22 protein-coding genes are annotated in these 20,427 nt (G+C 71.3%); 10 read left to right on the top strand and 12 right to left on the bottom strand.

The features are described 5' to 3' along the window. Positions 1-61 precede the first annotated feature (61 nt). From AB0D14_RS11975 to AB0D14_RS11960, 4 genes are all read right to left on the bottom strand, one after another. Positions 62-994, bottom strand: coding sequence for an ABC transporter substrate-binding protein (locus tag AB0D14_RS11975; protein WP_362777432.1), 933 nt, complete (start codon positions 992-994; stop codon positions 62-64). Positions 995-1,151: 157 nt separating this feature from the next. After that, on the bottom strand, positions 1,152-1,814 hold the full coding sequence (locus AB0D14_RS11970; RefSeq protein WP_362777350.1) for an ABC transporter permease: 663 nt from the start codon (positions 1,812-1,814) through the stop codon (positions 1,152-1,154). 1 nt (position 1,815) lies between these two features. Continuing rightward, positions 1,816-2,457, bottom strand: coding sequence for an ABC transporter permease (locus AB0D14_RS11965; protein WP_362777348.1), 642 nt, complete (start codon positions 2,455-2,457; stop codon positions 1,816-1,818). Then, complete coding sequence (locus AB0D14_RS11960) at positions 2,457-3,497, bottom strand: ATP-binding cassette domain-containing protein (protein ID WP_362777346.1); 1,041 nt, start codon at positions 3,495-3,497, stop codon at positions 2,457-2,459. Before AB0D14_RS11960 ends, AB0D14_RS11965 begins: the two co-directional genes overlap by 1 nt. Positions 3,498-3,638: 141 nt before the next feature. Here AB0D14_RS11960 and AB0D14_RS11955 point away from each other — a divergent pair, with 141 nt between their 5' ends. Both AB0D14_RS11955 and AB0D14_RS11950 read left to right on the top strand, forming a co-directional pair. After that, a complete protein-coding gene (locus tag AB0D14_RS11955; protein WP_362777344.1) occupies positions 3,639-5,162 on the top strand; it encodes an aromatic amino acid ammonia-lyase in 1,524 nt (507 codons plus the stop codon). Continuing rightward, positions 5,159-6,145 carry a MurR/RpiR family transcriptional regulator gene (locus AB0D14_RS11950; protein ID WP_362777342.1) on the top strand — a complete coding sequence of 329 codons (987 nt, stop codon included), beginning with the start codon at positions 5,159-5,161 and terminating at the stop codon, positions 6,143-6,145. Before AB0D14_RS11955 ends, AB0D14_RS11950 begins: the two co-directional genes overlap by 4 nt. Before the next feature lie 102 nt (positions 6,146-6,247). Here the strand turns inward: AB0D14_RS11950 and AB0D14_RS11945 are convergent, their stop codons facing one another. Continuing rightward, entirely contained in the window at positions 6,248-6,934 is a 687-nt protein-coding gene (locus AB0D14_RS11945) for a helix-turn-helix domain-containing protein (protein ID WP_362777429.1), read from the bottom strand. A 192-nt stretch (positions 6,935-7,126) separates the two neighbouring features. Here AB0D14_RS11945 and AB0D14_RS11940 point away from each other — a divergent pair, with 192 nt between their 5' ends. After that, entirely contained in the window at positions 7,127-8,017 is an 891-nt protein-coding gene (locus AB0D14_RS11940; protein ID WP_362777339.1) for an NAD(P)H-binding protein, read from the top strand. Between the two features lie 79 nt (positions 8,018-8,096). Next, a complete protein-coding gene (locus AB0D14_RS11935) occupies positions 8,097-8,681 on the top strand; it encodes a hypothetical protein (RefSeq protein WP_362777336.1) in 585 nt (194 codons plus the stop codon). A gap of 1 nt (position 8,682) precedes the next feature. On the opposite strand, the gene AB0D14_RS11930 is transcribed toward AB0D14_RS11935, so the two are convergent. The 5 genes from AB0D14_RS11930 to AB0D14_RS11910 all read right to left on the bottom strand — a co-directional run bounded on the left by AB0D14_RS11930 (position 8,683) and on the right by AB0D14_RS11910 (position 12,603). Further along, positions 8,683-9,057, bottom strand: a complete 375-nt coding sequence (locus tag AB0D14_RS11930; RefSeq protein ID WP_362777333.1) for a hypothetical protein — start codon at positions 9,055-9,057, stop codon at positions 8,683-8,685. Between the two features lie 35 nt (positions 9,058-9,092). Then, entirely contained in the window at positions 9,093-9,581 is a 489-nt protein-coding gene (locus tag AB0D14_RS11925) for a roadblock/LC7 domain-containing protein (protein ID WP_362777331.1), read from the bottom strand. 38 nt (positions 9,582-9,619) lie between these two features. Beyond that, entirely contained in the window at positions 9,620-10,420 is an 801-nt protein-coding gene (locus AB0D14_RS11920) for a transcriptional regulator (RefSeq protein WP_362777427.1), read from the bottom strand. Between the two features lie 128 nt (positions 10,421-10,548). Then, positions 10,549-10,947, bottom strand: coding sequence for a hypothetical protein (locus AB0D14_RS11915; RefSeq protein ID WP_362777329.1), 399 nt, complete (start codon positions 10,945-10,947; stop codon positions 10,549-10,551). Positions 10,948-11,121: 174 nt separating this feature from the next. Further along, positions 11,122-12,603: a diaminopimelate decarboxylase gene (locus AB0D14_RS11910; protein ID WP_362777327.1), complete on the bottom strand. Its 1,482-nt coding sequence runs from the start codon at positions 12,601-12,603 to the stop codon at positions 11,122-11,124. Positions 12,604-12,750: 147 nt separating this feature from the next. Between AB0D14_RS11910 and hutU the strand changes: the two genes are divergently transcribed. The 4 genes from hutU to hutI all read left to right on the top strand — a co-directional run bounded on the left by hutU (position 12,751) and on the right by hutI (position 18,387). Continuing rightward, positions 12,751-14,415, top strand: a complete 1,665-nt coding sequence (hutU, locus tag AB0D14_RS11905; RefSeq protein ID WP_362777326.1) for a urocanate hydratase — start codon at positions 12,751-12,753, stop codon at positions 14,413-14,415. Next, on the top strand, positions 14,412-15,719 hold the full coding sequence (locus AB0D14_RS11900) for an allantoate amidohydrolase (protein WP_362777324.1): 1,308 nt from the start codon (positions 14,412-14,414) through the stop codon (positions 15,717-15,719). Before hutU ends, AB0D14_RS11900 begins: the two co-directional genes overlap by 4 nt. After that, positions 15,716-17,092, top strand: a complete 1,377-nt coding sequence (locus tag AB0D14_RS11895) for a formimidoylglutamate deiminase (RefSeq protein WP_362777321.1) — start codon at positions 15,716-15,718, stop codon at positions 17,090-17,092. The genes AB0D14_RS11900 and AB0D14_RS11895 overlap by 4 nt, the downstream gene beginning before the upstream one ends. Positions 17,093-17,154: 62 nt before the next feature. After that, a complete protein-coding gene (gene hutI, locus AB0D14_RS11890) occupies positions 17,155-18,387 on the top strand; it encodes an imidazolonepropionase (protein WP_362777318.1) in 1,233 nt (410 codons plus the stop codon). On the opposite strand, the gene AB0D14_RS11885 is transcribed toward hutI, so the two are convergent. Next, positions 18,388-18,588: a DUF397 domain-containing protein gene (locus tag AB0D14_RS11885; RefSeq protein WP_362777316.1), complete on the bottom strand. Its 201-nt coding sequence runs from the start codon at positions 18,586-18,588 to the stop codon at positions 18,388-18,390. A gap of 7 nt (positions 18,589-18,595) precedes the next feature. Next, a complete protein-coding gene (locus tag AB0D14_RS11880) occupies positions 18,596-19,447 on the bottom strand; it encodes a helix-turn-helix transcriptional regulator (RefSeq protein WP_362777314.1) in 852 nt (283 codons plus the stop codon). A gap of 206 nt (positions 19,448-19,653) precedes the next feature. On the opposite strand from AB0D14_RS11880, the gene AB0D14_RS11875 reads away from it, so the two are divergent. Next, positions 19,654-20,067: an ATP-binding protein gene (locus AB0D14_RS11875; RefSeq protein ID WP_362777311.1), complete on the top strand. Its 414-nt coding sequence runs from the start codon at positions 19,654-19,656 to the stop codon at positions 20,065-20,067. A 49-nt stretch (positions 20,068-20,116) separates the two neighbouring features. After that, the gene (locus AB0D14_RS11870) at positions 20,117-20,389 is read left to right on the top strand and encodes a hypothetical protein (protein ID WP_362777309.1); all 273 of its coding nucleotides are present in this window, start codon (positions 20,117-20,119) and stop codon (positions 20,387-20,389) included. The last annotated feature ends 38 nt before the right edge of the window (positions 20,390-20,427 follow it).

The raw sequence follows: 20,427 nt of genomic DNA, 5'->3' as shown, positions 1-20,427 counted from the left end.
CCCCTGTCCGCGCTGGGCCGTTCCCCACCGGGCCGGGCCGGGCCGCGATCCCTGCTCGGCTCTACTTGGTCAGACCCTTCTCCTTCGCGTACGTGTTCGCCACGTCCTCCGGGTCCTTCTTGTCCTTGTCGACCTGGCGGTTCAGCTCGGTCAGATCCGCCGTGGTGAGGACGTTGCCGAGCCGGGCGAGGGCCTTGCGGACCGTCGAGTCGGCCCTGCGGTCCGCGACGAGGGGGACGACGTGCTGGCCGGGTACGAGGTTCTTGGGGTCGGTCAGGACGACCCAGTCGTTGTCCGCGATGTCGGTGTCGGTGGTGAAGAGGTTCGCCACGTCCACGTCGCCCTTCTTCAGGGCGCCCTTCACCAGCGGCCCCGAGGAGTCGAGGGACTTGAACTCCTTGAACTCGACCCCGTAACGGGACTTCAGGCCCACCACGCCGACCTCGCGCTTCTTCACCTCGGGCGCGGCGCCGATGACGAGTTTGCCGTTCTGCTTCTTCAGGTCGGCGAGGGAGGCCAGACCGTACCTGTCGGCCGTCTCCCGGGTGACGACGAACGCGTCGGAGTCCTCGGCCATGCCGTACGGCAGCACCTGGAGCCCGGCGGGCAGCGCCATCGCGAGGGCGTTCTGCATCTCGCCCTCCTCCGTCGCCCTCGCCTTGGGGGAGAGGTAGTGCAGGAGGGCGCCCTGGTACTCGGGAAGCAGGTCGATGTCGCCGCCCTTGAGCGCGGGGATGAGGATCTCGCGGGTGCCGAGGTTCGGGCGGACCTTCGTCTCCACCCCCGCGGCCTCCAACACGGCCGCGTAGAGGAAGCCGAGGACCTGGTTCTCGGTGAAGTTGGCGGTGCCGATGGTGACGCCGTCCTTGCTGGACCCGCCGCCCCCGCCGCCACCACCGTCACCGTTGAGCGAGGTGATCCCACCGCCGCACGCGGCGAGGGCGGGCACGGAGGCGGCGGCGAAGAGCCCGCCGAGGAGGGTGCGTCGGTTCATGGGGGTCATACGGGAAGCTCCTGAGAGGAAGTTACGAAGATCGGGGGCGCCCCGTCAGAGGCGCGGGACTGTGACACGTACGGCTCCGCCGCGTGGGCGCGACCGGCCGCACACGGCCCGCGGATTCAGGACGGCCCGGGGGCGGCCAAGGGCACGCCTACGCCGGCCGGTGACGGAACAGCACCCGCTGCAGCCCGCTCAACGCCAGGTCGAGCACCACGGCCACCAGAGCGACAAGAACCGCACCCCCCAGCACCTGCACAAGGTCCCGTTGGGCGAGCCCGTCGAACACGTACCGGCCCAGCCCGCCGAAAGAGACGTACGCCGCGATCGTGGCCGTCGCCACCACCTGGATCAGCGCCAGCCGCAGGCCCGTCATGATCAGGGGCAGCGCGAGCGGCAGCTCGACCTGGAGGAGAACCTGGTGCCAGCGCATGCCCTGGCCCCGCGCCGCGTCCTTCACGTCCGGGTCGACCGCGGTCATCCCCGCGTACGTGTTCGTCACGATCGACGGGACCGCGAGGGCGACCAGCGCCACGTACACCGGCCACATGGACAGGCCGCTGGCGAGGAAGACGAGCACGACCAGGCCGACGGTCGGCAGGGCGCGGCCGAAGGACGAGAGGTTGATGGCGACGAACGCGCCGCGGCCGGTGTGGCCGATCAGCAGGCCCAGCGGAAGGGCGATCGCGGTTGCCACGAGGGTGGCGAGCAGCGAGTACTGGAGGTGCTCGGCGAGGCGGTGGCCGATGCCGTCGGGGCCGGTCCACTGCTCGCCGGCGACCAGCCAGTCGCCGAGGTTCTTGAAGAGTTCGTACATGTCAGGCTCGCCGCCTCTTCCACGGGGTGAGTACGTACTGGACGGCGACCAGCAGGGCGTCCGCGACCAGGGCCAGCAGGAGCGTCAGGACGACGCCGACGATGACCGGGGTCGGGAAGTTGCGCTGGAAGCCGTCCGTGAAGAGCTGGCCGAGACCGCCGTCGCCGATGTACGTGGCCACGGAGACCAGTGAGATCGACATGACCGTGGCGATCCGGACACCCGCCATGATCACCGGGAGCGCGAGGGGGAGCTCGACGGTGAGAAGGGCGCGCAGGGGGCGCGTGCCCATGGCCTTCGCGGCCTCCTTCGTCTTCGCGGGCACCGAGTCGAGACCCTCGACGGTGTTCCGGAGGAGGACGACGAGGGTGTAGATCGTCAGCCCGACGACCGTGGTGGTGCGGGTCAGGCCCGAGACCGGGAGGAGCAGTACGAAGACCGCGATCGACGGAATCGTGAAGAGGACGTTCGACAGGCCCAGGAGGATGCCGCGCAGGGCCCGGACCCGGTGTGCCACCACGGCCAGCGGGAGGGAGATCAGCAGGCCGAAGAGGACGGCGGACAGGGCCGCCTGCAGGTGCGACAGGGTGAGGTCGGTGAGGTCGTCGGTGTGGTCGCCTATCCACGACCAGTCGATGGTCATCAGGCCACCCGGGCTTCCGCGTGGGCCTCGCCGGCGTGCTGGTGGATCTCGTCGCGCGAGGTCACGCCGGTGAGGGCGCCGTCGGCGTCGACCCGGGCCACGAGTCCGGCCGGGGAGGCGATGGACTCGTTGAGGGCGGCCAGCAGGGAGTCGGTGTCGCGCAGCGGGCGTACGGGGAGTTCGGTGTCCCCCGCGTCCTTGGTGCGCCAGTGCAGGGGTTTGCGGGCGCTGTCCAGGACCAGTTCCCAGGTGCCGCCCTCGGGGGCCGGGGCCTGCGGTATGCCCTTGAGCGACGTCAGGGACAGGAGCTTCAGGCCGCGCTCCGCGCCCAGGAAGTCCGCGACGAAGTCGTCCGCCGGGCGCGCCAGCAGCTCCGCCGGGGTGGCGCACTGGACGAGGTGGCCGCCGGTGCGGAAGACGGCGATCCGGTCGCCGAGCCGTACCGCCTCGTCGATGTCGTGCGTGACGAAGACGATCGTCTTGTTCAGCTCCTTCTGCAGTCTGAGCAGTTCGTCCTGGAGCTGGGTGCGGACGACCGGGTCGACGGCGCCGAAGGGCTCGTCCATCAGGAGCACCGGCGGGTCGGCGGCGAGCGCGCGGGCCACGCCGACGCGCTGTTGCTGGCCGCCGGAGAGCTGGTGCGGATAGCGCTTCCCTGCCTCGGCGGTCAGGCCGACCGTCTCCAGCAGCTCCGAGGCCCGGCTCCGCGCCTTGCGGCGGCCCCAGCCAAGGAGCAGCGGCACGGTCGCGATGTTGTCGAGGACCGTACGGTGCGGGAAGAGGCCCGACTGCTGGATGACGTATCCGATGGAGCGGCGCAGGTCGGCGGCGTCCTGTTCCAGCACGTCGCGGCCGCCGACCCGGATGGTGCCCGAGGTGGGGTCCACCATCCGGTTGATCATCCGCAGGGTGGTCGTCTTGCCGCAACCGGAAGATCCCACGAGGACGGTCACGCCCCCTTCCGGCATCTCCAGGGAGAGGTCGTGGACCGCGGTGGTGCCATTCGGGAAACGCTTGTGCACCGCGTCGAACTGGATCATGAGGTGTCCCTTGCCCGGCTGCATATAGTCATGCAGAGTTCTCTGTACTTGAATAGCTTGTCAACGGTGCGGCGTTAATCGCTGGTTACTTATGGCCGTCAGTCAAGATCAGATGCCCGAATTGAGGGGAGTTTGCACTCTATGTCGTCTCGGGATGTGGACACGCCGAGTGGGGTGCCGACCGGCCTCGTGGTGCTGGACGGATACAGCACGAGTGTCACCGACGTCGTACGCCTCGCTGACGGGTCCGTGCGGCCCGTCCCCGGCACCGACGCCATGAAGCGTGTCGAGGAATCCTGGGACGCCGCCCGACGCATCGCCGCGACCGGTCGTGTGTACGGCCGCTCCACCGGCGTCGGCGCCAACCGGAACGAGGACGTGCCCACCGAGGCAGCCGCCGAGCACGGTCTGCGCCTGCTGCGCAGCCATGCCGGAGCCATCGGGGCGGAACTGCCCGCACGGGAGGTCCGGGCGATGCTCGCCGTGCGGGCGAACCAGCTCCTCGCGGGTGGCGCGGGCCTGCGCCCCACCGTCGTCACGGCGCTGTGCGAGGCGCTGGAGACGGGGGCGTACCCCGTCGTGAACGAGTTCGGCTCGGTGGGAACCGGCGACATCGCGGCACTGGCACAGGTCGGGCTCGCCCTGGCGGGGGAGCATCCCTGGCGCGGCGAGGGCGCGACAGGGTTCCTGGCGCCCGAGCCCCAGCCGCTCGACAACAACGACGCCCTCGCGCTCATCAGCAGCAACGCCCTCACCCTCGGCCAGTCGGCGCTCGCGCTCCACGAGCTGCGGGGGCTCATCGGGGCCACCCAGGTCGTCGGCGCGCTGTCGCTGGTCGCGGTGGACGGCTCGTACGAGGCGTACGCGGCGCCCGTCCATGCCGCCCGGCCGCACCGCGGATCGACCGAAGTGGCCCGGCGGATGCGGGAGCTGATCGGCGCGCCCGACCGCCCGACGCCGCCGCTCGGACGGCTCCAGGACCCGTACGGCTTCCGGTGTCTGCCCCAGATCCACGGCCCCGCCCACGACGCGGCCGACGCCCTGGAGGAGGTCCTCGCCGTCGAGATCAACGCGGCCGCCGAGAACCCGCTGATCTGCGCCGAGGACATGGCCGCCTACCACCACGGCGGCTTCTACCAGGCCCAACTCGCCCTCGCACTCGACCACTTCAGGCTCTCCCTCACCCAGGTGGCCCGCCTTTCGACCTCGCGCCTTTCGACCCTCAACGAACCCGCCTACACCCGGTTGCGCCCCTTCCTCGCCGATCACGAGGCCGCCTCCTCCGGCGTGATGATCCTGGAGTACGCCGCCGGGGCCGCCCTCGGTGATCTGCGGGCCTTCTCCGCGCCCGCATCGCTCGGCCACGCTGTACTCTCCCGGGGCGTCGAGGAGCAGGCGAGTTTCGCCTCGCTCGCCGCTCGCCAGGCCCTGCGTGCGTGCGACGCGTACCGTCTCGTGGTCGGCTGCGAACTCGTCGCCGCCGTACGGGCGTTGCGTCAGCGCGGCCTGCGTCCCGACCCGGAGCTTCCGGTGGCCAGGGCGCTGGAGATCGCCGAGTCGGTGCTCGACGCGGATCCGACCGACCGGCCGCTCACGGACGACGTGACGGCGGCGGCCGCTCTGCTCGACCGGTTCACGGACATCTGGAGTGGGAGCACGGCATGAGCGTGGACGGGAACACGAGCGTGAATATGGGCATGGACAGGGGCATGGACGTGGACGCGGATGTGGACCCGGACGGCAAGGCGGGCGGGGACGGCGGGAGCGCGGGCGGGGACGGCGGGAGCAGGGGCGCGGCCAGGAGTGCGGGTGTGACCGACGGTCCCGCCGGGCGTCTGCAGTCGCTCTTCGAGGGGCACCGGCTGACGCCCACCCAGCGGCGCATCGCCCACAGCATGGTGCGCCGGGCCGCCGACGTGCCGTTCCTTTCGAGCGTGGAGCTCGCCGAACTCGCCGGGGTCAGCCAGCCCTCCGTCACCCGGTTCGCCGTCGCCCTCGGCTTCGACGGCTACCCGGCGCTGCGCAAGCACCTGCGCGAGGTCGCACCCGCCGAACCCGCGGCGGACAGCGGCTCGTACAACGAGTACCAGCAGGCCGTCGAGGCCGAGATCGAGAACCTCCGCCATCTCGCCTCCGTGCTGGCGGACCCGCGTCCCGTCGAACGGGCGGGCCGGCTCCTCGCCGCTTCACGCCCCCTGCCGGTGCTCGGACTGCGGGCGGCCGCGTCCCAGGCCTACGGCTTCGCGTACTTCGCGGCCAAGGTCCATCCGGACGTACGGCTCCTGCACGAGGGCGGGACGATGGTGCACGACCGGATCGACGCGGCGGTACGGGCCGGGGCGAGCACGCTGTTGTGCTTCGCGCTGCCCCGCCATCCGCGGGAGGTCGTGGACACCCTGGCGTACGCGAAGGAGGCGGGGCTGACCGTCGTCACGGTCGCGGACTCCGCGTTCGCGCCGGTCGCCAAGGTGTCCGACCTGCTGCTGCCCGCCGCCGTCGGAACGGGGCTCGCCTTCGACACGGTCTGTGCGCCGATGCTGCTGGGCCGGGTGCTCCTGGAGGCGATGTGCGACGGCTTGCCGGATGCCCAGGCGCGTCTTGAGGAGTTCGACGCAGGGGCCGCCGCACGGGGGCTGTTCGTGGAGTAGCGGCTGTGGACCAGCGGTCGTGGAGTAGCGATCGTGGAGCAGGGGTGGTGAAGCAGCGGCGCCTTGTCCCTGAACGCGACGGTGCGGGTGAGCCGTGGCGCCTCAGCCGTCGGAGGCGAGGCGGTCCAGCCACTCCCTCAGCAGGTGCTGCTCCGCGCCGCTGAGGGTTGTCTGTTCGGGCAGTGAGGCACGCAGGGCCCGGGCGGCGCCGGCCGGGCCCGCGTCCCGCACGGCCGGCTCCTCGTTGGTGACGGCGGCGACCATGGACTCCCGCAGAGCGGTCAGCAGGGCCGGGTTGCGCCGGTCCTCGGGCAGGGACAGCCAGGTGAGTACCGCGCCCCGTGCCGTGGCATGGATGAGCGTGACCGCGAGCTCCTCGTCGACGCGGAGCCAGCCGCCGGCGGCGAGGCGGCGGACACGGCCCAGCAGGATCTCCATGCCGGCCCTGAACGCGGCCGAGGTGGCCCTCTTGGGCTCGCTGTACATCAAGACGTACAGGGCGGGATGGGTCAGACCGAACTCGACTGCCAGATCCCAGCCCGCCCTCAGGTCCTCGATGGGGTCCTGAGGATCGGGGTCGACGTGCTTGGCCGCGAAAAACGTGGCGTAGCCATGCTCGGCCACCGCTTCGAGCAGCCCGTCCTTGTCGCCGAACAGCCGGTAGATGGCTGGTGCCTGCATGCCTGCCGCGACCGCGACCGCGCGGGTGGTGACGGCGTCGCGGCCCTCGCGCGCCAGCAGGTCGGCGGCGGCCTCGATGACGCGTTGTCGGGTCCGCTCACGGTCCATGACCGCCGTGTCGGAGTCGGCGACCGCTGTGGCGGAGTCGGCGACCTCTGTGTCGGGGCCGAGGGCGGGAGCGCCGCCCCTGACGCGTGGACGTGATGGCATGTATCAACGATACATCACATTCGTTTCCGTCGTTATTATCAGTGATACGGTGATTGTGTTTCCGTTGGAAATCGAACTCTGGAGCGCAACATGATCATCGTGACCGGAGCCACCGGGCAGCTCGGACGCCAGGTCGTCGAATGCCTGCTCACTCGCGTGCCGGCGGACCAGGTCGGCGTCAGCGTCCGCGACCCGCAGAAGGCCCAGGCGTTCGCCGACCAGGGGGCCCGGGTCCGGCAAGGCAGCTTCACCGACGCCGACAGCCTCGCCCACGCCTTCGAGGGCGCCTCCCAGGTGCTGATCGTTTCCGTCGACAAGTTCGGTGAGGAGGCCGTGCGGCAGCACCGGGCCGCGATCGACGGGGCCGTCGCGGCGGGCGCCCGCCGCATCCTCTACACCAGCCACATGGGCGCCGGCGCCTTGTCGCGTTTCCAGCCCTGCCGCGACCACGCCGCCACCGAGGAAGCCCTGCGCGCCTCCGGCGTGCCGTTCACCTCGCTGCGCAACGGCTTCTACGCCGCCAGCGCGATGCGGTTTCTCGGTCACGCCACGCAGTCCGGCGAGGTGGTGCTCCCCGCGGACGGACCGGTCAGCTGGACCGCCCACGCGGACCTCGCCGACGCGGCCGCCGCCATCCTGGCCGACGAGGGCCGCATCGACGGCCCCACGCCCCCGCTCACCGCCGCGCGGGCGTTGACCTTCGACGACATCGCCGGCATCGCCACCGACGTCACCGGCCGCGCCATCACGAGGACCACCGTGCCCGACGACCAGTTCCGGCAGCAGCTGGTGGGCCGCGGCGTGCCCGCCGAGGCGGCGGACCAGTTGCTCGGCCTCTTCGCGGCCGGCCGCGCCGGCGAATTCGCCGCCGTCGACCCGGCACTGGCCACCCTGCTCGGCCGCGAACCCATCGCCCTGAGCACGGTCCTGCGCGAGCAGCAGTCCGGCAACGATCAGCAGTCCGACAACGACGGGCACTGACGGCGGGCTCTCTCAGCTGCGTCTCACCTTCGGCCGCTAACCTGCCCGCCATTACAGGCGTCTGGTGAGGAGACGGATCGTGGCGCGCGGAGGACAGGGACTGGCTCGGGTGGCCGTCGTCGTACGGGCCGGAGCGGCACCGCTGGGATGGCTCGGGGTCGTCGCGGCGGGTGTGGGTGTACTGGTGCCCGGAGTCACGGGGCGGCGGATCGGAGTGCCGGCGGGAGCCGCGCTCTTCCTGATCGCGGCGGCGGTCGTCCTGCTGACGCGGCGCGAACGGTACATGGCGCTCGCCCGGGGCGCCGCCCGCGCGAGCAAGCACGACGTGCTGCAGGACCGGGCCGTTTCCGTACGGAACTGGCGCCGGGGACACCGGTGGTGGATGCTGCTCGCCTTCGCCGTGGCGCTGGGCTCCGCCTTCGCCATGCCGGCCGCCGGCGGGATGCTGCTCGCCGGTGCCGGGGCGGGGCTTCGTCTGAAGGCGGCCTGGATCGGCCGGCTCGAACGGGCGGCCGAGTCGCTCCTGTGGGTCCGTGTCGACTGGCTCGGGCGTGGTGCGGGCGTTCCGGCGGGCAAGCGCGTCAAGGGCTACCGCGCCACCGGTATCGGCGCGGGCGACGCCGCGCCCGGTGGGGCGCGGCGTCGGAGCGGGGTCCTGGTCTGATTCAGACGTCCAGGTCGTTCTCGATCCTCTTCAACTGGTGGCGTGCCATCGCCAGGTTGGAGCGCTTGGCGTCGAGCACCAGGTAGAGGAAGAGCCCGTTGCCGCCGCGGCCCTTGATCAGCCGGATCAGGTGGTACTGGTCGGACAGCGTGATCAGGATGTCCTCGATCTCGCCCTTCAGGCCCAGGTGCTCCATGGTGCGGATCTTCGCGCGGACGACGTCGGTGTTGCCGGCCGCCGCGACCGTGAGGTCGAAGCTCTTGCTGCCGCCGATCGTGCCCAGCGCCATACCGCTGGTGTAGTCGACGAGAGCGGCTCCGGTCGCACCTTCGATGGAGGCCAGGGCCTCTTTCAGCGCGGTTTCGGTGTTGGCCATGGTCGTGCTGTCCTTTCGGTTCGGTGAATCCGTGCTCAACGGCTTTCGCCGGTCGGCCCGGTGATGGTGCGCGCGGTGCGCGCGGTTCTGGTGCGGGGCGCGGTGGGCTTCGGGGTCGGCCGCGCCGCCGGGGTCGGGGTCGGCTGGGCTTCGGCGGCGGCCTCGACGAGTTCGCCGATCCGGGTGCCCGCGCGGCGCCCTTCGAGGTGCAGCCGGCCGACGTTCGCCCGGTCGCCGGCCAGCAGCGTCAGTACGGCGGAGGGTCCGGCCGCGTAGGTCGCGACGTAGCCGTGCTCGCCGCGCACCAGCAATTCGCGGAAGTCCCCCCGCCCGGTCGCGTCCGCCATGCGCAGGGCGACCCCCAGTGCGGCGGCGGTGAGCGCGGCCAGCCCCTCCGGTTCCACGCCCGGAGTGTCCTGGGCCAGCACCAGACCGTCGACGCTGGCCGCGAGTGCACCCGTCAGCTGGGGCACCCGGGCCCGTAACCGGTGCAGTTCGTCGCGGACTTCGGCCTCGGCCGCCATCAGTTGTCTCCTCTCGGCACGCTGTCGGAGCGCGCGGATCACAGGTCCTCCAATGCGTCTCTCAGCCGGCGCAGCAGGGCCACGTCGGGATCCGCCGACGCCTGCGCGGCCTGCGCCGCCTGCGCGGTCACAGTGGAGACGGAGGACGGAGTGGGTACGGGGGACGGAGCGGGCACGGCGGCTTCCGGTGCCAGGAACTCGACCGTCCGCGCGAGCGGACTCACGATCCCGGCGGCCGCCAGCCGGCGGACGTCGACCAGGGTGTGGAATCCCGGACGGCCGAGGACCAGCGAGATGTCCGAGGCCGTCCGGGCCCCGTCCACCTGGTCGAGAACCGTGCGCTGACGCGGGGGAAGGACGGCGTCGACGGCACGGCCGGTCCGGACGAGTTTCGCGGTGTCCGTGCCCGCGTCCGGCCAGATGCGGTGCAACAGCGCGCGGCGCCGCAGCGTCTCGCGCTCCACCGCGTCCACGGTCACCGGCCGTACGGGGCCTATCCAGTGCGCGACCCCGTACCTGAACCGTGCCGGGCCGCTGCTCGTGGCGAGGGTGAAGAACGCCGCGTCGTACAGCGCGCCCAGATGACACAGCTCCAGGGCGCCCGCGGCCAGCCGCCCGCTGTCCACCAGGAACCGCCCGACGCGACGCTCGGCCCCCGCCTCCGAGACCGCCTCCCACCAGCCCTCGGAACCCAGTGCCCCCCGGCTGGTGAGCAGTACGTCGAGCCCGGGTGTCGCGGGGCTCTCGGCGTGCACCACCTGGCCCTCGACCAGATACAGCACCCCGCGCTCCCGCGTCAGGACGCCGGTGGCGCGCTCCTCCGCGAGACGGCTGAGCATGGGACTGAGCACGGGCGGGGCCCCGGCCCGCAGGTCCTCGCGGTCCTCGCGGACTGCGCTGCCCGCGCCGACCGTCGGGTCGCCGTCGGATCTGCCCAGCTCCGGCAGAGGGCGTGCCTCCATCGTGGTCACCCCACCACCAGCCGTTCCGCCATCTCGCCCAGGCGGATACGGGCCAGTGCGAGATTGCCGTCCGAACGCCCCAGCCACAGATGCAGGAACACACTGCTGTCGAAGGTCGTCCGGACGAAACGCAGGATGTGGTAGCTGTCCCTGTTGCTGACGATGAGGTCCTCCACCGGCGGCTGCCCGCCGGACCAGTCGGCTCCGTCCTCGGGGGCGAAGGCCTTGTGTTCCGCGGCGAGCCGGGCGAGTTCCGCCGCCTCGGCCGCGGTGGCCTCGTGGTCCCCGTTGGGTGAGTCTCCGACCGTGCCCAGAGCCAGCCCGCTGGTCCAGTCGACCACCGAGGCTCCCCGGGCTCCGGGCAGTCTCATGGCCTCCAGCAGGCACTCGTCGATTCCGGGCACGGTGCTCCCCTCCCGCCCGTTGGTTCAGCTGAGTGACGCCGACGCTACGCAACGTGTGCGCGACGGGTGAGGGATCTGGCATTTTCCTGAGGAACATGCCAGCGGCTGGCTAGTGTGGGTCGATTGTCCTACCGGTAGGCCTACCGATGAGCCTGCCGATCAGTCGGACCTTCCTCAGAACGTGTCGGTCAGCGCCTTCGTGTGCGCCCCTCCCGACTCCGCCACGATCTCGTCCAGCGTCTGCGCCGTACGGACCACCGCGAACCGCACCCCGCCCGCTCCGTCCGGACCGAAGCCGTGGATGCCGGGCCGCGCGAGCGAGTTGTACCCGTAGTGGTGCGCGAAGTAGTACGCCCCCGTGTCCAGTGCGGCCGCGTAGTCGCCCTGTTCGAGCAGGGGCATCGACCGGCCTTCCGCCAGCAGGTCACCAGCGAAGCAGGCGGGTCCCGCCACGTCCTGCACCACGTCGGGCCCCGCCTTCGGCCGCCCCTTGGTGTCGTACGCGGCGACTCGCAGCGGCCAGGACTCCGGCGCGTACACCGTGCGGGCCGCCACCTGCACTCCCGCGTGTGTCACCGCGATCGCCCGCCCGCCCGCCGACTTGGCGTACTCGACCCGCGCCAGCACGATCCCGTGCTTGGCCAGCAGCGACCGTCCGAACTCCGTGACCAGCCCGTACCGCCCGTCGAAGAGCCCCGGCACGGTCGACGCCAGCAGCCGCGCGTACTCCGCGTACGTGGGGGTGTGGGCATCCGAGCCGAAGTTCACCGGCAGTCCGCCGCCGATGTCGAGCGTGTCGATCTGCCGCTGCCCGGCACGCTCGTTGATGTCCTCCGCGAGCTCGTACGCCGCGGCCACCCCGCGTGCCATCAGCTCCAGCGGCATCCCCTGCGAACCGGAATGCGTGTGCAGCCGGGTCAGCCACGGCCGGTCCAGATACGCCCGCACGACCCACTCGCGCGCGCCCTCGTCCCGCAGTGCGACCCCGAACTTCGAGGTCGCCGTCGCCGTGGACAGTGCTCCGATCGAACCTCCGCCGACCTGCGGGTTCACCCGCAGCCCCACGGGTGAGCGGGGCGACGCCGACCGGACCAGCGCGTCGAGGCGCTCCAGTTCCTGGGGGTTGTCCGCGTTGACGGCGATACCCAGCGCGAGTGCCTCCCGCAGCTCGGAGGGGGTCTTCGCCGGGGAGTCGAGGACCGTACGGGCCGGCGGCACCCCGGCCGCGCGGGCGAGGGCCAGCTCGCCCGGGCTCGCAACCTCCATGCCGATGCCCTCCCGGTGCAGCAGCCGCAGCACCGGCACGAGCGGGGTCGCCTTCACCGCGAACGCGTGCAGCACGGGCGTACCCGGTGCCGTCACCGCGTCGAAGGCCGCCCGCAGGGCCGCCGCGGAGGCCTGGATGCCGGTGATGTCGAGGAGCCCGACGAGGGGAGTGGCGGGACCCACGAGCCCCTGCTCCACGGCCGCGCGGACAGCCTCGTCGCGCCGCGCGGCCCCCTCCGGGCCCGGATCCCCACCCGGTTCCCCGCCCGGATCTCCGCTCGGGGTCGCGTCCGGATTCCCACCCGGATTCCCATCCCAGTTCTCGTCCGGCTTCCCGTCCGGCTGTTCGCCCGTCGTGCCCGTGTCCCCTGCGCCTGTGTATGCAGCCATACATCCAGCCAAACATTCGCGGCGCGCCCGTGCTGGCCCACGAGGGTATTGACTAGTTCTATTCAGGACCCCAGGATGTGAATATCCGCTGTACCGCTGGATGAATGACAGCACCCGGAGCACGTACCAGTCGCCAGGAGGCAGACCATGTCAGGACCCCGCCCCGTCCGAGCACCGCGCGGTACGGAACTGAGTGCCCTGGGATGGCAGCAGGAAGCCGCTCTTCGGATGCTGCAGAACAACCTCGACCCCGAGGTCGCCGAGCACCCCGACAAGCTCGTCGTCTACGGCGGCACGGGCAAGGCCGCCCGTGACTGGCGTTCCTTCGACGCCATGGTCCGTACGCTGCGGACGCTGAAGCAGGACGAGACGATGCTCGTCCAGTCCGGCCGGCCGGTCGGTGTCATGCAGACGCACGAGTGGGCGCCGCGTGTCCTCATCGCCAACTCCAACCTGGTGGGGGACTGGGCGAACTGGGAGGAGTTCCGGCGCCTCGAAGCCCTCGGCCTCACCATGTACGGGCAGATGACCGCAGGGTCGTGGATCTACATCGGCACCCAGGGCATCCTCCAGGGCACCTACGAGACCTTCTCCGCCGTCGCCGCGAAGAAGTTCGGCGGGACGCTCGCCGGGACCATCACCCTGACGGCCGGTCTCGGCGGCATGGGCGGGGCCCAGCCGCTCGCCGTGACGATGAACGACGGCGTCGCGATCTGTATCGACGTCGACCCGCGTGCCATCGAGCGCCGCATCGAGCACCGGTACCTGGACGTGCGGGCCGACTCCCTGGAGCACGCCCTCCAGCTCGCCGTCGAGGCCCGTGACGCCCGCCGCCCGCTCTCCATCGGCCTGCTCGGCAACGCCGCCGAACTGCTGCCGCGGATGCTCGCCGAGAGCGCCCCGATCGACATCGTGACCGACCAGACCTCGGCCCACGACCCGCTGGCCTACCTGCCCGTGGGTGTCGACCTCGACGACATGGCCGCGTACGCCGCCAAGGACCCGGCCGGCTTCACCACCAGGGCCCGTGAGTCCATGGCACGGCACGTGGAGGCCATGGTGGGCTTCATGGACGCAGGCGCCGAGGTCTTCGACTACGGCAACTCCATCCGGGGCGAGGCCCAACTCGCCGGATACGAGCGGTCGTTCGCCTTCCCCGGCTTCGTGCCCGCCTACATCCGGCCGCTGTTCTCCGAGGGCAAGGGCCCCTTCCGTTGGGCCGCCCTGTCCGGCGAGGCGTCCGACATCCACAAGACCGACAAGGCGATCCTCGACCTCTTCCCGGAGAACGAGTCCCTGCACCGCTGGATCAAGCTGGCCGGCGAGCGCGTCCACTTCCAGGGACTGCCCGCCCGGATCTGCTGGCTCGGCTACGGCGAGCGCGACAAGGCGGGCGAGCGCTTCAACGACATGGTCGCCTCCGGCGAACTGGCCGCTCCCCTGGCCATCGGCCGCGACCACCTCGACTGCGGTTCCGTCGCCTCCCCGTACCGCGAGACGGAGGCCATGCTGGACGGCTCGGACGCGATCGCCGACTGGCCTTTGCTGAACGCGATGGTGAACGTGGCCTCCGGCGCGTCCTGGGTGTCCATCCACCACGGCGGCGGTGTGGGCATGGGCCGCTCCATCCACGCGGGCCAGGTGTCGGTGGCCGACGGCACGAAGCTGGCCGGCGAGAAGATCCGCCGTGTACTGACGAACGACCCCGGGATGGGCGTCATCCGCCATGTGGACGCCGGATACGACATCGCCGAGTCCGTCGCCGACGAGCGCGGCGTGCGCGTCCCGATGCGGGAAGGCGAGTCCGCGTGACCCACGACGGCACCGCCACCGCAGCCGTCTCCTTCCACGAGATGTGGCGGGACCTGCGGCCCATCGGCCGGCACCCCGACTCCGGCGGCTACCGCCGGTTCGCCTGGACGGGGGCCGACACCGACTGCCGGGCCTGGTTCCAGGCGCAGGCCGAGGCGCGCGGACTCGTCCACGAGCTGGACCGTAACGGGAACCAGTGGGCGTGGCTGGGCGACCCCTCGGCCGGGGACGCCGTCGTCACCGGGTCGCACCTCGACTCGGTGCCCGACGGAGGCGCCTTCGACGGACCTCTCGGCGTGGTGTCCTCCTTCGCGGCGCTGGACGAACTGCGCGGCAGGGACGCGCGGTTCACCAAACCATTCGCCATCGTGAACTTCGGCGACGAAGAGGGCGCCCGGTTCGGACTGGCCTGTGTGGGCTCGCGGCTCGCCGCCGGAGAACTCACCGTCGAGCAGGCACACCGGCTCACCGACGCCGACGGGATCACCCTCCCGCAGGCCATGGAGGCCGCGGGCCACGACCCGGACACCATCGGACCGGACCCCGAGCGCCTGGCCCGTATCGGCGCGTTCGTCGAGCTGCACGTCGAGCAGGGGCGTGCCCTCGACCTGACGGGCGACCAGGTCGGCGTCGCCAGTGCCATCTGGCCGCACGGGCGGTGGCGGTTCGACTTCAGGGGCGAGGCCAACCACGCGGGCACCACCCGCCTCGTGGACCGCCGCGACCCCATGCTGTCGTACGCGGAGACCGTGCTCGCGGCCCGGCGCGAGGCGCAGCTCGCGGGCGCCGTGGCCACCTTCGGCAAGATCTCGGTCGAGCCGAACGGCGTCAACGCCATCCCCTCCCTCGTACGCGGCTGGCTCGACTCCCGCGCCGCGGACCAGGCGACCCTCGACACGGTCGTCCACGGCATCGAGAAGGCCGCCCGCGAGTACGCCGACGCCCACGGCATCCACCTCGATGTCGTCCGGGAGTCGTTCACCCCGGTCGTCGAGTTCGAGCACGCCCTGCGGGACGAGATCGCCCGCGTCCTGGGCAAGGACGGCGGCGAGGGCAAGCAGCGCAAGCGGGGCGAGCAGGGCAAGGCGAAGGACGAGGGCTCGGCGGACCTGAGGGTTCCCGTCCTCGGGACCGGTGCGGGACACGACGCGGGAATCCTCTCCGGCTCCATCCCGACCGCCATGCTGTTCGTACGCAACCCCACGGGCGTCTCGCACTCGCCGGCCGAGTACGCCGCCGAGGACGACTGCGTGGCCGGGGTGACCGCACTCGCCGACGTACTGGAAGGGCTGGCCTGCAAGTGAGCGACCCGCAAGTGAGCGCGCGAGGCACGACGTACTGGCTGGAGCACGCCTGGCTCGACTCCCACGTGGAGCCGGGCGTGGCCCTCGACATGGGCGCCGACGGACGGATCGCCGCCGTCCGCACGGGCGTCGACAGCCCACCGCCCGGAGCGGAGATCCTGCGCGGCCTGACCCTCCCGGGCCTCGCCAACGCCCACAGCCACGCCTTCCACCGGGCCCTGCGCGGCACCGTCCAGGTCGGCTCCGGCACCTTCTGGACCTGGCGCGAGATCATGTACTCCGTCGCGGACCGGCTGACCCCGGACACCTACCACGCGCTCGCCCGCGCGGTGTACGCCGAGATGGCCCTCGCCGGTGTCACGGCCGTCGGCGAGTTCCACTACGTGCACCACGCACCCGGCGGCACCCCGTACGCCGACCCGAACGCCATGGGCGAGGCGCTCGTCGAGGCCGCCGCGGAGGCGGGCATCCGCATCACGCTCCTCGACACGGCCTACCTCGCCGCCGGCCTGCTCGACGCGCGCGGGGGGCAGCCTCCGAACCGGCACCAGCTCCGCTTCTCGGACGGCACCGCGGTGGCCTGGGCAACACGCTGTTCAGTTCTCAAGGACCGGGATCACGCGCGGATCGGGGCCGCCATCCACTCCGTACGGGCCGTGCCCGCCGGGCAGCTGGCGACGGTGGCGCGGTGGGCCGAGGAGCGGGGGGCCCCGCTCCATGTGCACCTGTCCGAGCAGACGGCGGAGAACGACGCCTGCCTGGCGGCCCACGGCTGCACTCCCACCCGGCTGCTCGCCGACCACGGGGTGCTCGGCCCCCGCACCACGGGCGTGCACAACACGCACCTCACGGACGAGGACATCGCGCTGCTCGGCCACTCCGGGACCGGCACCTGCATGTGCCCGACCACCGAGCGCGACCTCGCCGACGGCATCGGACCGGCCGTCGCGCTCCAGAGAGCGGGCTCCACGCTGTCCCTCGGCTCGGACAGCCACGCCGTCGTCGACCTGCTCGAAGAGGCGCGCGCGATGGAGCTGAACGAGCGCCTGCGCACCCGCACCCGGGGCCACTGGACGGCGGCGGCGCTCCTTCGCGCCGCCTCCGCGGACGGCCACGCGGCCCTCGGCTGGGCCGACGCGGGCACACTCGAAGCGGGCGCGCTCGCCGACTTCACGACGATCGCGCTCGACTCGGTCAGAACAGCGGGGACGCTGCCGCGGCTCGGCGCCGAGACGGCCGTATTCGCCGCGACAGCGGCGGATGTGCGCCACACGGTCGTGGGCGGCCGTCACGTCGTACGCGACGGGGCGCACGCCCTCGTCCCGAACGCGCCGCAAGCCCTCGCGGACGCCGTCGAAGCCCTGCGCGCCTGAACTCCGGCTCTGAACCCGCCCCCGGACCCGCCCCCGTCGCCCCGATCGCCCACAAGGACGCCATGACCAGCACGAACGGCAGCACGAGCACTGGCACGAACAGCAGCACGACTCTCATCACCAACATCGCCAGTCTGGTCACCAATGACCCCTCCCTCGGTGACAGGTCCCCCCTCGGTCTGATCCAGGACGCGGCCGTCGTCATCGACGGCGACCGCATCGCGTGGACCGGTGACTCAAGAGAAGCACCCGCCACTGACAATCGGGTCGACGCCGGTGGCCGCGCGGTGATCCCCGGCTTCGTCGACTCCCACTCGCACCTCGTCTTCGGGGGCGACCGCACTCAGGAGTTCAACGCCCGTATGTCCGGCCGGGCCTACAGCGCCGGCGGCATCCGCACGACCGTCGCGGCGACCCGGGCGGCGAGCGACGAGGAGCTGGAGCGCAACCTCACCCGCTACCTCGACGAGGCCCTGCGCCAGGGCACGACCACGTTCGAGACGAAGTCCGGCTACGGGCTGACGGTCGAGCACGAGGCACGGGCCCTGCGTATCGCCGCGGCGCACACCGACGAGGTCACCTACCTCGGCGCGCACATCGTCTCCCCGGACCACGCGGACGACCCCGCCGCGTACGTCGCGCTCGTCACCGGCGAGATGCTCGACGCCTGTGCCCCGTACGCCCGTTGGATCGACGTCTTCTGCGAGAAGGGTGCCTTCGACGGGGATCAGGCCCGCGCGATCCTCACGGCCGGCAAGGCGAAGGGTCTGCACCCTCGCATCCACGCCAACCAGCTCTCCTACGGCCCTGGAGTGCAGCTCGCGGTGGAGCTGGACGCGGCCAGCGCCGACCACTGCACCCACCTGACCGACGCCGACGTGGACGCCCTCGCGAGCGGCGGCACGGTGGCGACGCTGCTTCCCGGCGCCGAGTTCTCCACCCGGGCGGAGTGGCCCGACGCCCGCCGCCTCCTCGACGCGGGCGCCACGGTCGCCCTCTCGACGGACTGCAATCCGGGCTCGTCCTTCACGTCGTCCGTCCCGTTCTGCATCGCGTTGGCCGTACGGGACATGGGGATGAGCCCGGACGAGGCGGTGTGGTCGGCCACGGCGGGCGGGGCGGCGGCCCTGCGCCGCACGGACATCGGCCGCCTCACCCCGGGCGCGTACGCCGACCTCGCGTTCCTCGACGCCCCGAGCCACGTCCACCTGGCCTACCGGCCGGGGGTGCCGCTGGTGCGCGAGGTGTGGCGGAAGGGCGTCCGCGTATCCCGAGGGGCCGACGGCGGGTTGTGATCAGCCGGTCGTGTGGAACAGGCCCGACTTCATGCCTCGTATGAGGTGAGCCAACGGGGCGGTGTTGGTGGTGAGTTCGGTGTCTGGGGTGTCGCTTTCGCGGAGGTGAAGGGTCCCGGGGGAGGCTGCGAGTTCGATGCAGGTATTGCCCTCACCGCCGTCGGAGAAGGTGGACTTCTGCCAGTGCAGGGCTTGGCTCATGGCTCGCTCACAGTTCCTTCGTCAGTTGGTGGATGAAGTTCCGTGACGCCGTGGGTTCCATTGAAGCGTTCTCCACCTTACGGAAGAGTGTTCGCAGCCGCTCCAACTGTGCTTCGGCGTCGATGAACATGGTCCCGCCAGGGGTGTCCCTGAGGCCGGTATCCAGTTGGGTCAGCGGACCACCCATGTACATCATCGAGGCTCCGGCGCCAGCGAAGTGGTCCTGGTCGGTCGGGATGACGCGTACGGTGGCGTGCCCCTGCTCGATCTCGGCCATGATGCGGCGGAGTTGAGCGACAGACGCTTTGCGGTCGGCCACTCGGATCCGTAGCGCGAACTCATGAATGATCGTCTCGTACGGGGGCGGGTTGTCGCCTTTGATGACGGCACGCCGTTTCATCCGGTGCTCCACCCGAGGTGCCAGCTCACTCTCGGGCAGTTCCGGACGCATGTACCCAAAGATCGCCCGTGCGTAGTCCGGTGTCTGGAGCAGCCCGGGAACATGCGTAATGACGACCTCGCGCAGGAACGTCGCATGGTGCTCTGCCTCGGCCACGTCAAGGTTCACCTGAGGCAGAACGCCCCGGTACTCGTCCCACCACCCGCGTGTGCGGTCGCCGGCCATGGCCGCGAGCGCCTCGATCAGTGGTTCATCCGTGCAGGAGTAATGGGCCGCGAGGCGCCGGATGCGCTCCGCGCTGACGCCTGCGATGCCCGCCTCCATCTGGCTCATCTGGGTCGAGGTGGAGTTGAGGAACGCCGCGACATCGCGTGCCTTCATGCCGGAGGCCTCGCGCAGCCTGCGCAGTTCGGTTCCCAGACGCACCTGGCGCGCCGTGGGATGACTCCTAGGTGGCATGCGCCCTCCCATATCCAACAGCGCTGCTGTCGCGCCACGTTCGGGTGTCAGGTTACGCAACCAGTTGCATCGGCATTAATTAATGCCCTACCGTCGGTGACGCAACGCACACGTTACGGAAGCGCACCGCTCCGCCCTGCCAGGACGGCTGCGGCCCTGCCACCGCCCGTGCGACCCATCCCGTACCTCACCCCTGGAGCTGACGCATGCCCGAAACCGAGCCCGAATCATGGGAGTACTCCATCTCCATCCCCAACGACCCCCGTGCCGTCACCGTCTGTCGCCGCACTCTCCGACTGATCCTCACCATCCACGGTCTGATCCGCCTTGCCGACACCGCCGAACTCCTCGCGGCGGAGTTGGTCGCCAACGCCGTCCTCCACACCAAGGGCCCCGCCACCCTCCGTGTCCGCTGGTCGATGGGGGTCCTGCAGATCGGCGCGTGGGACGCGGATCCCGAACCGCCCGAGCCTCCGGGAGAGCTGGAGAGCCTGACGGATGCCGAGGGCGGCAGAGGTCTCGCCCTGGTCCGTGCGTGCTCCGACGCCTGGGGCTGGCAACCGCTGTTCCGGTTCGGCAACCGGGGCAAGTACGTGTGGTGTGACCTGGCCGCCGTGTAGCCCGTTGAACGAGTCGGACGGGGCGGCCCAGCAGATGTGGAGGGACCTGATGACGGCGATCCAGTACTTCTGGCGGCACCCGCTTGCCGAGCAGGTGCGCGAGGAAGGCCGGGAAGCAGGCCGCGAAGCAGGCCGCGAGGAAGGCCGGGCCCAGGAGAGGGCGGAGAGTGTTCTGCGTAATCTGCAGTGGCGTGGCATCGACGTATCGGATGTCGTCCGCGAGCGCGTTCTCTCCTCCTCCGACATGGACGAACTCGGCTCCTGGCTCGATCGCTCCTACCGGGTCAGTGACGCTGGGGAGCTGTTCGCCGAGGGGTCTTGAGCCGTACGGCTATACCCGGTGAGGGTGCTTAGGGCGGT

It is taken from the genome of Streptomyces sp. NPDC048484 (genome assembly GCF_040651415.1).
Taxonomy (GTDB): Bacteria; Actinomycetota; Actinomycetes; order Streptomycetales; family Streptomycetaceae; genus Streptomyces.
The sequence above is the reverse complement of the archived record's forward strand: the minus strand, read 5'-3'. Positions and strand labels throughout refer to the sequence as shown.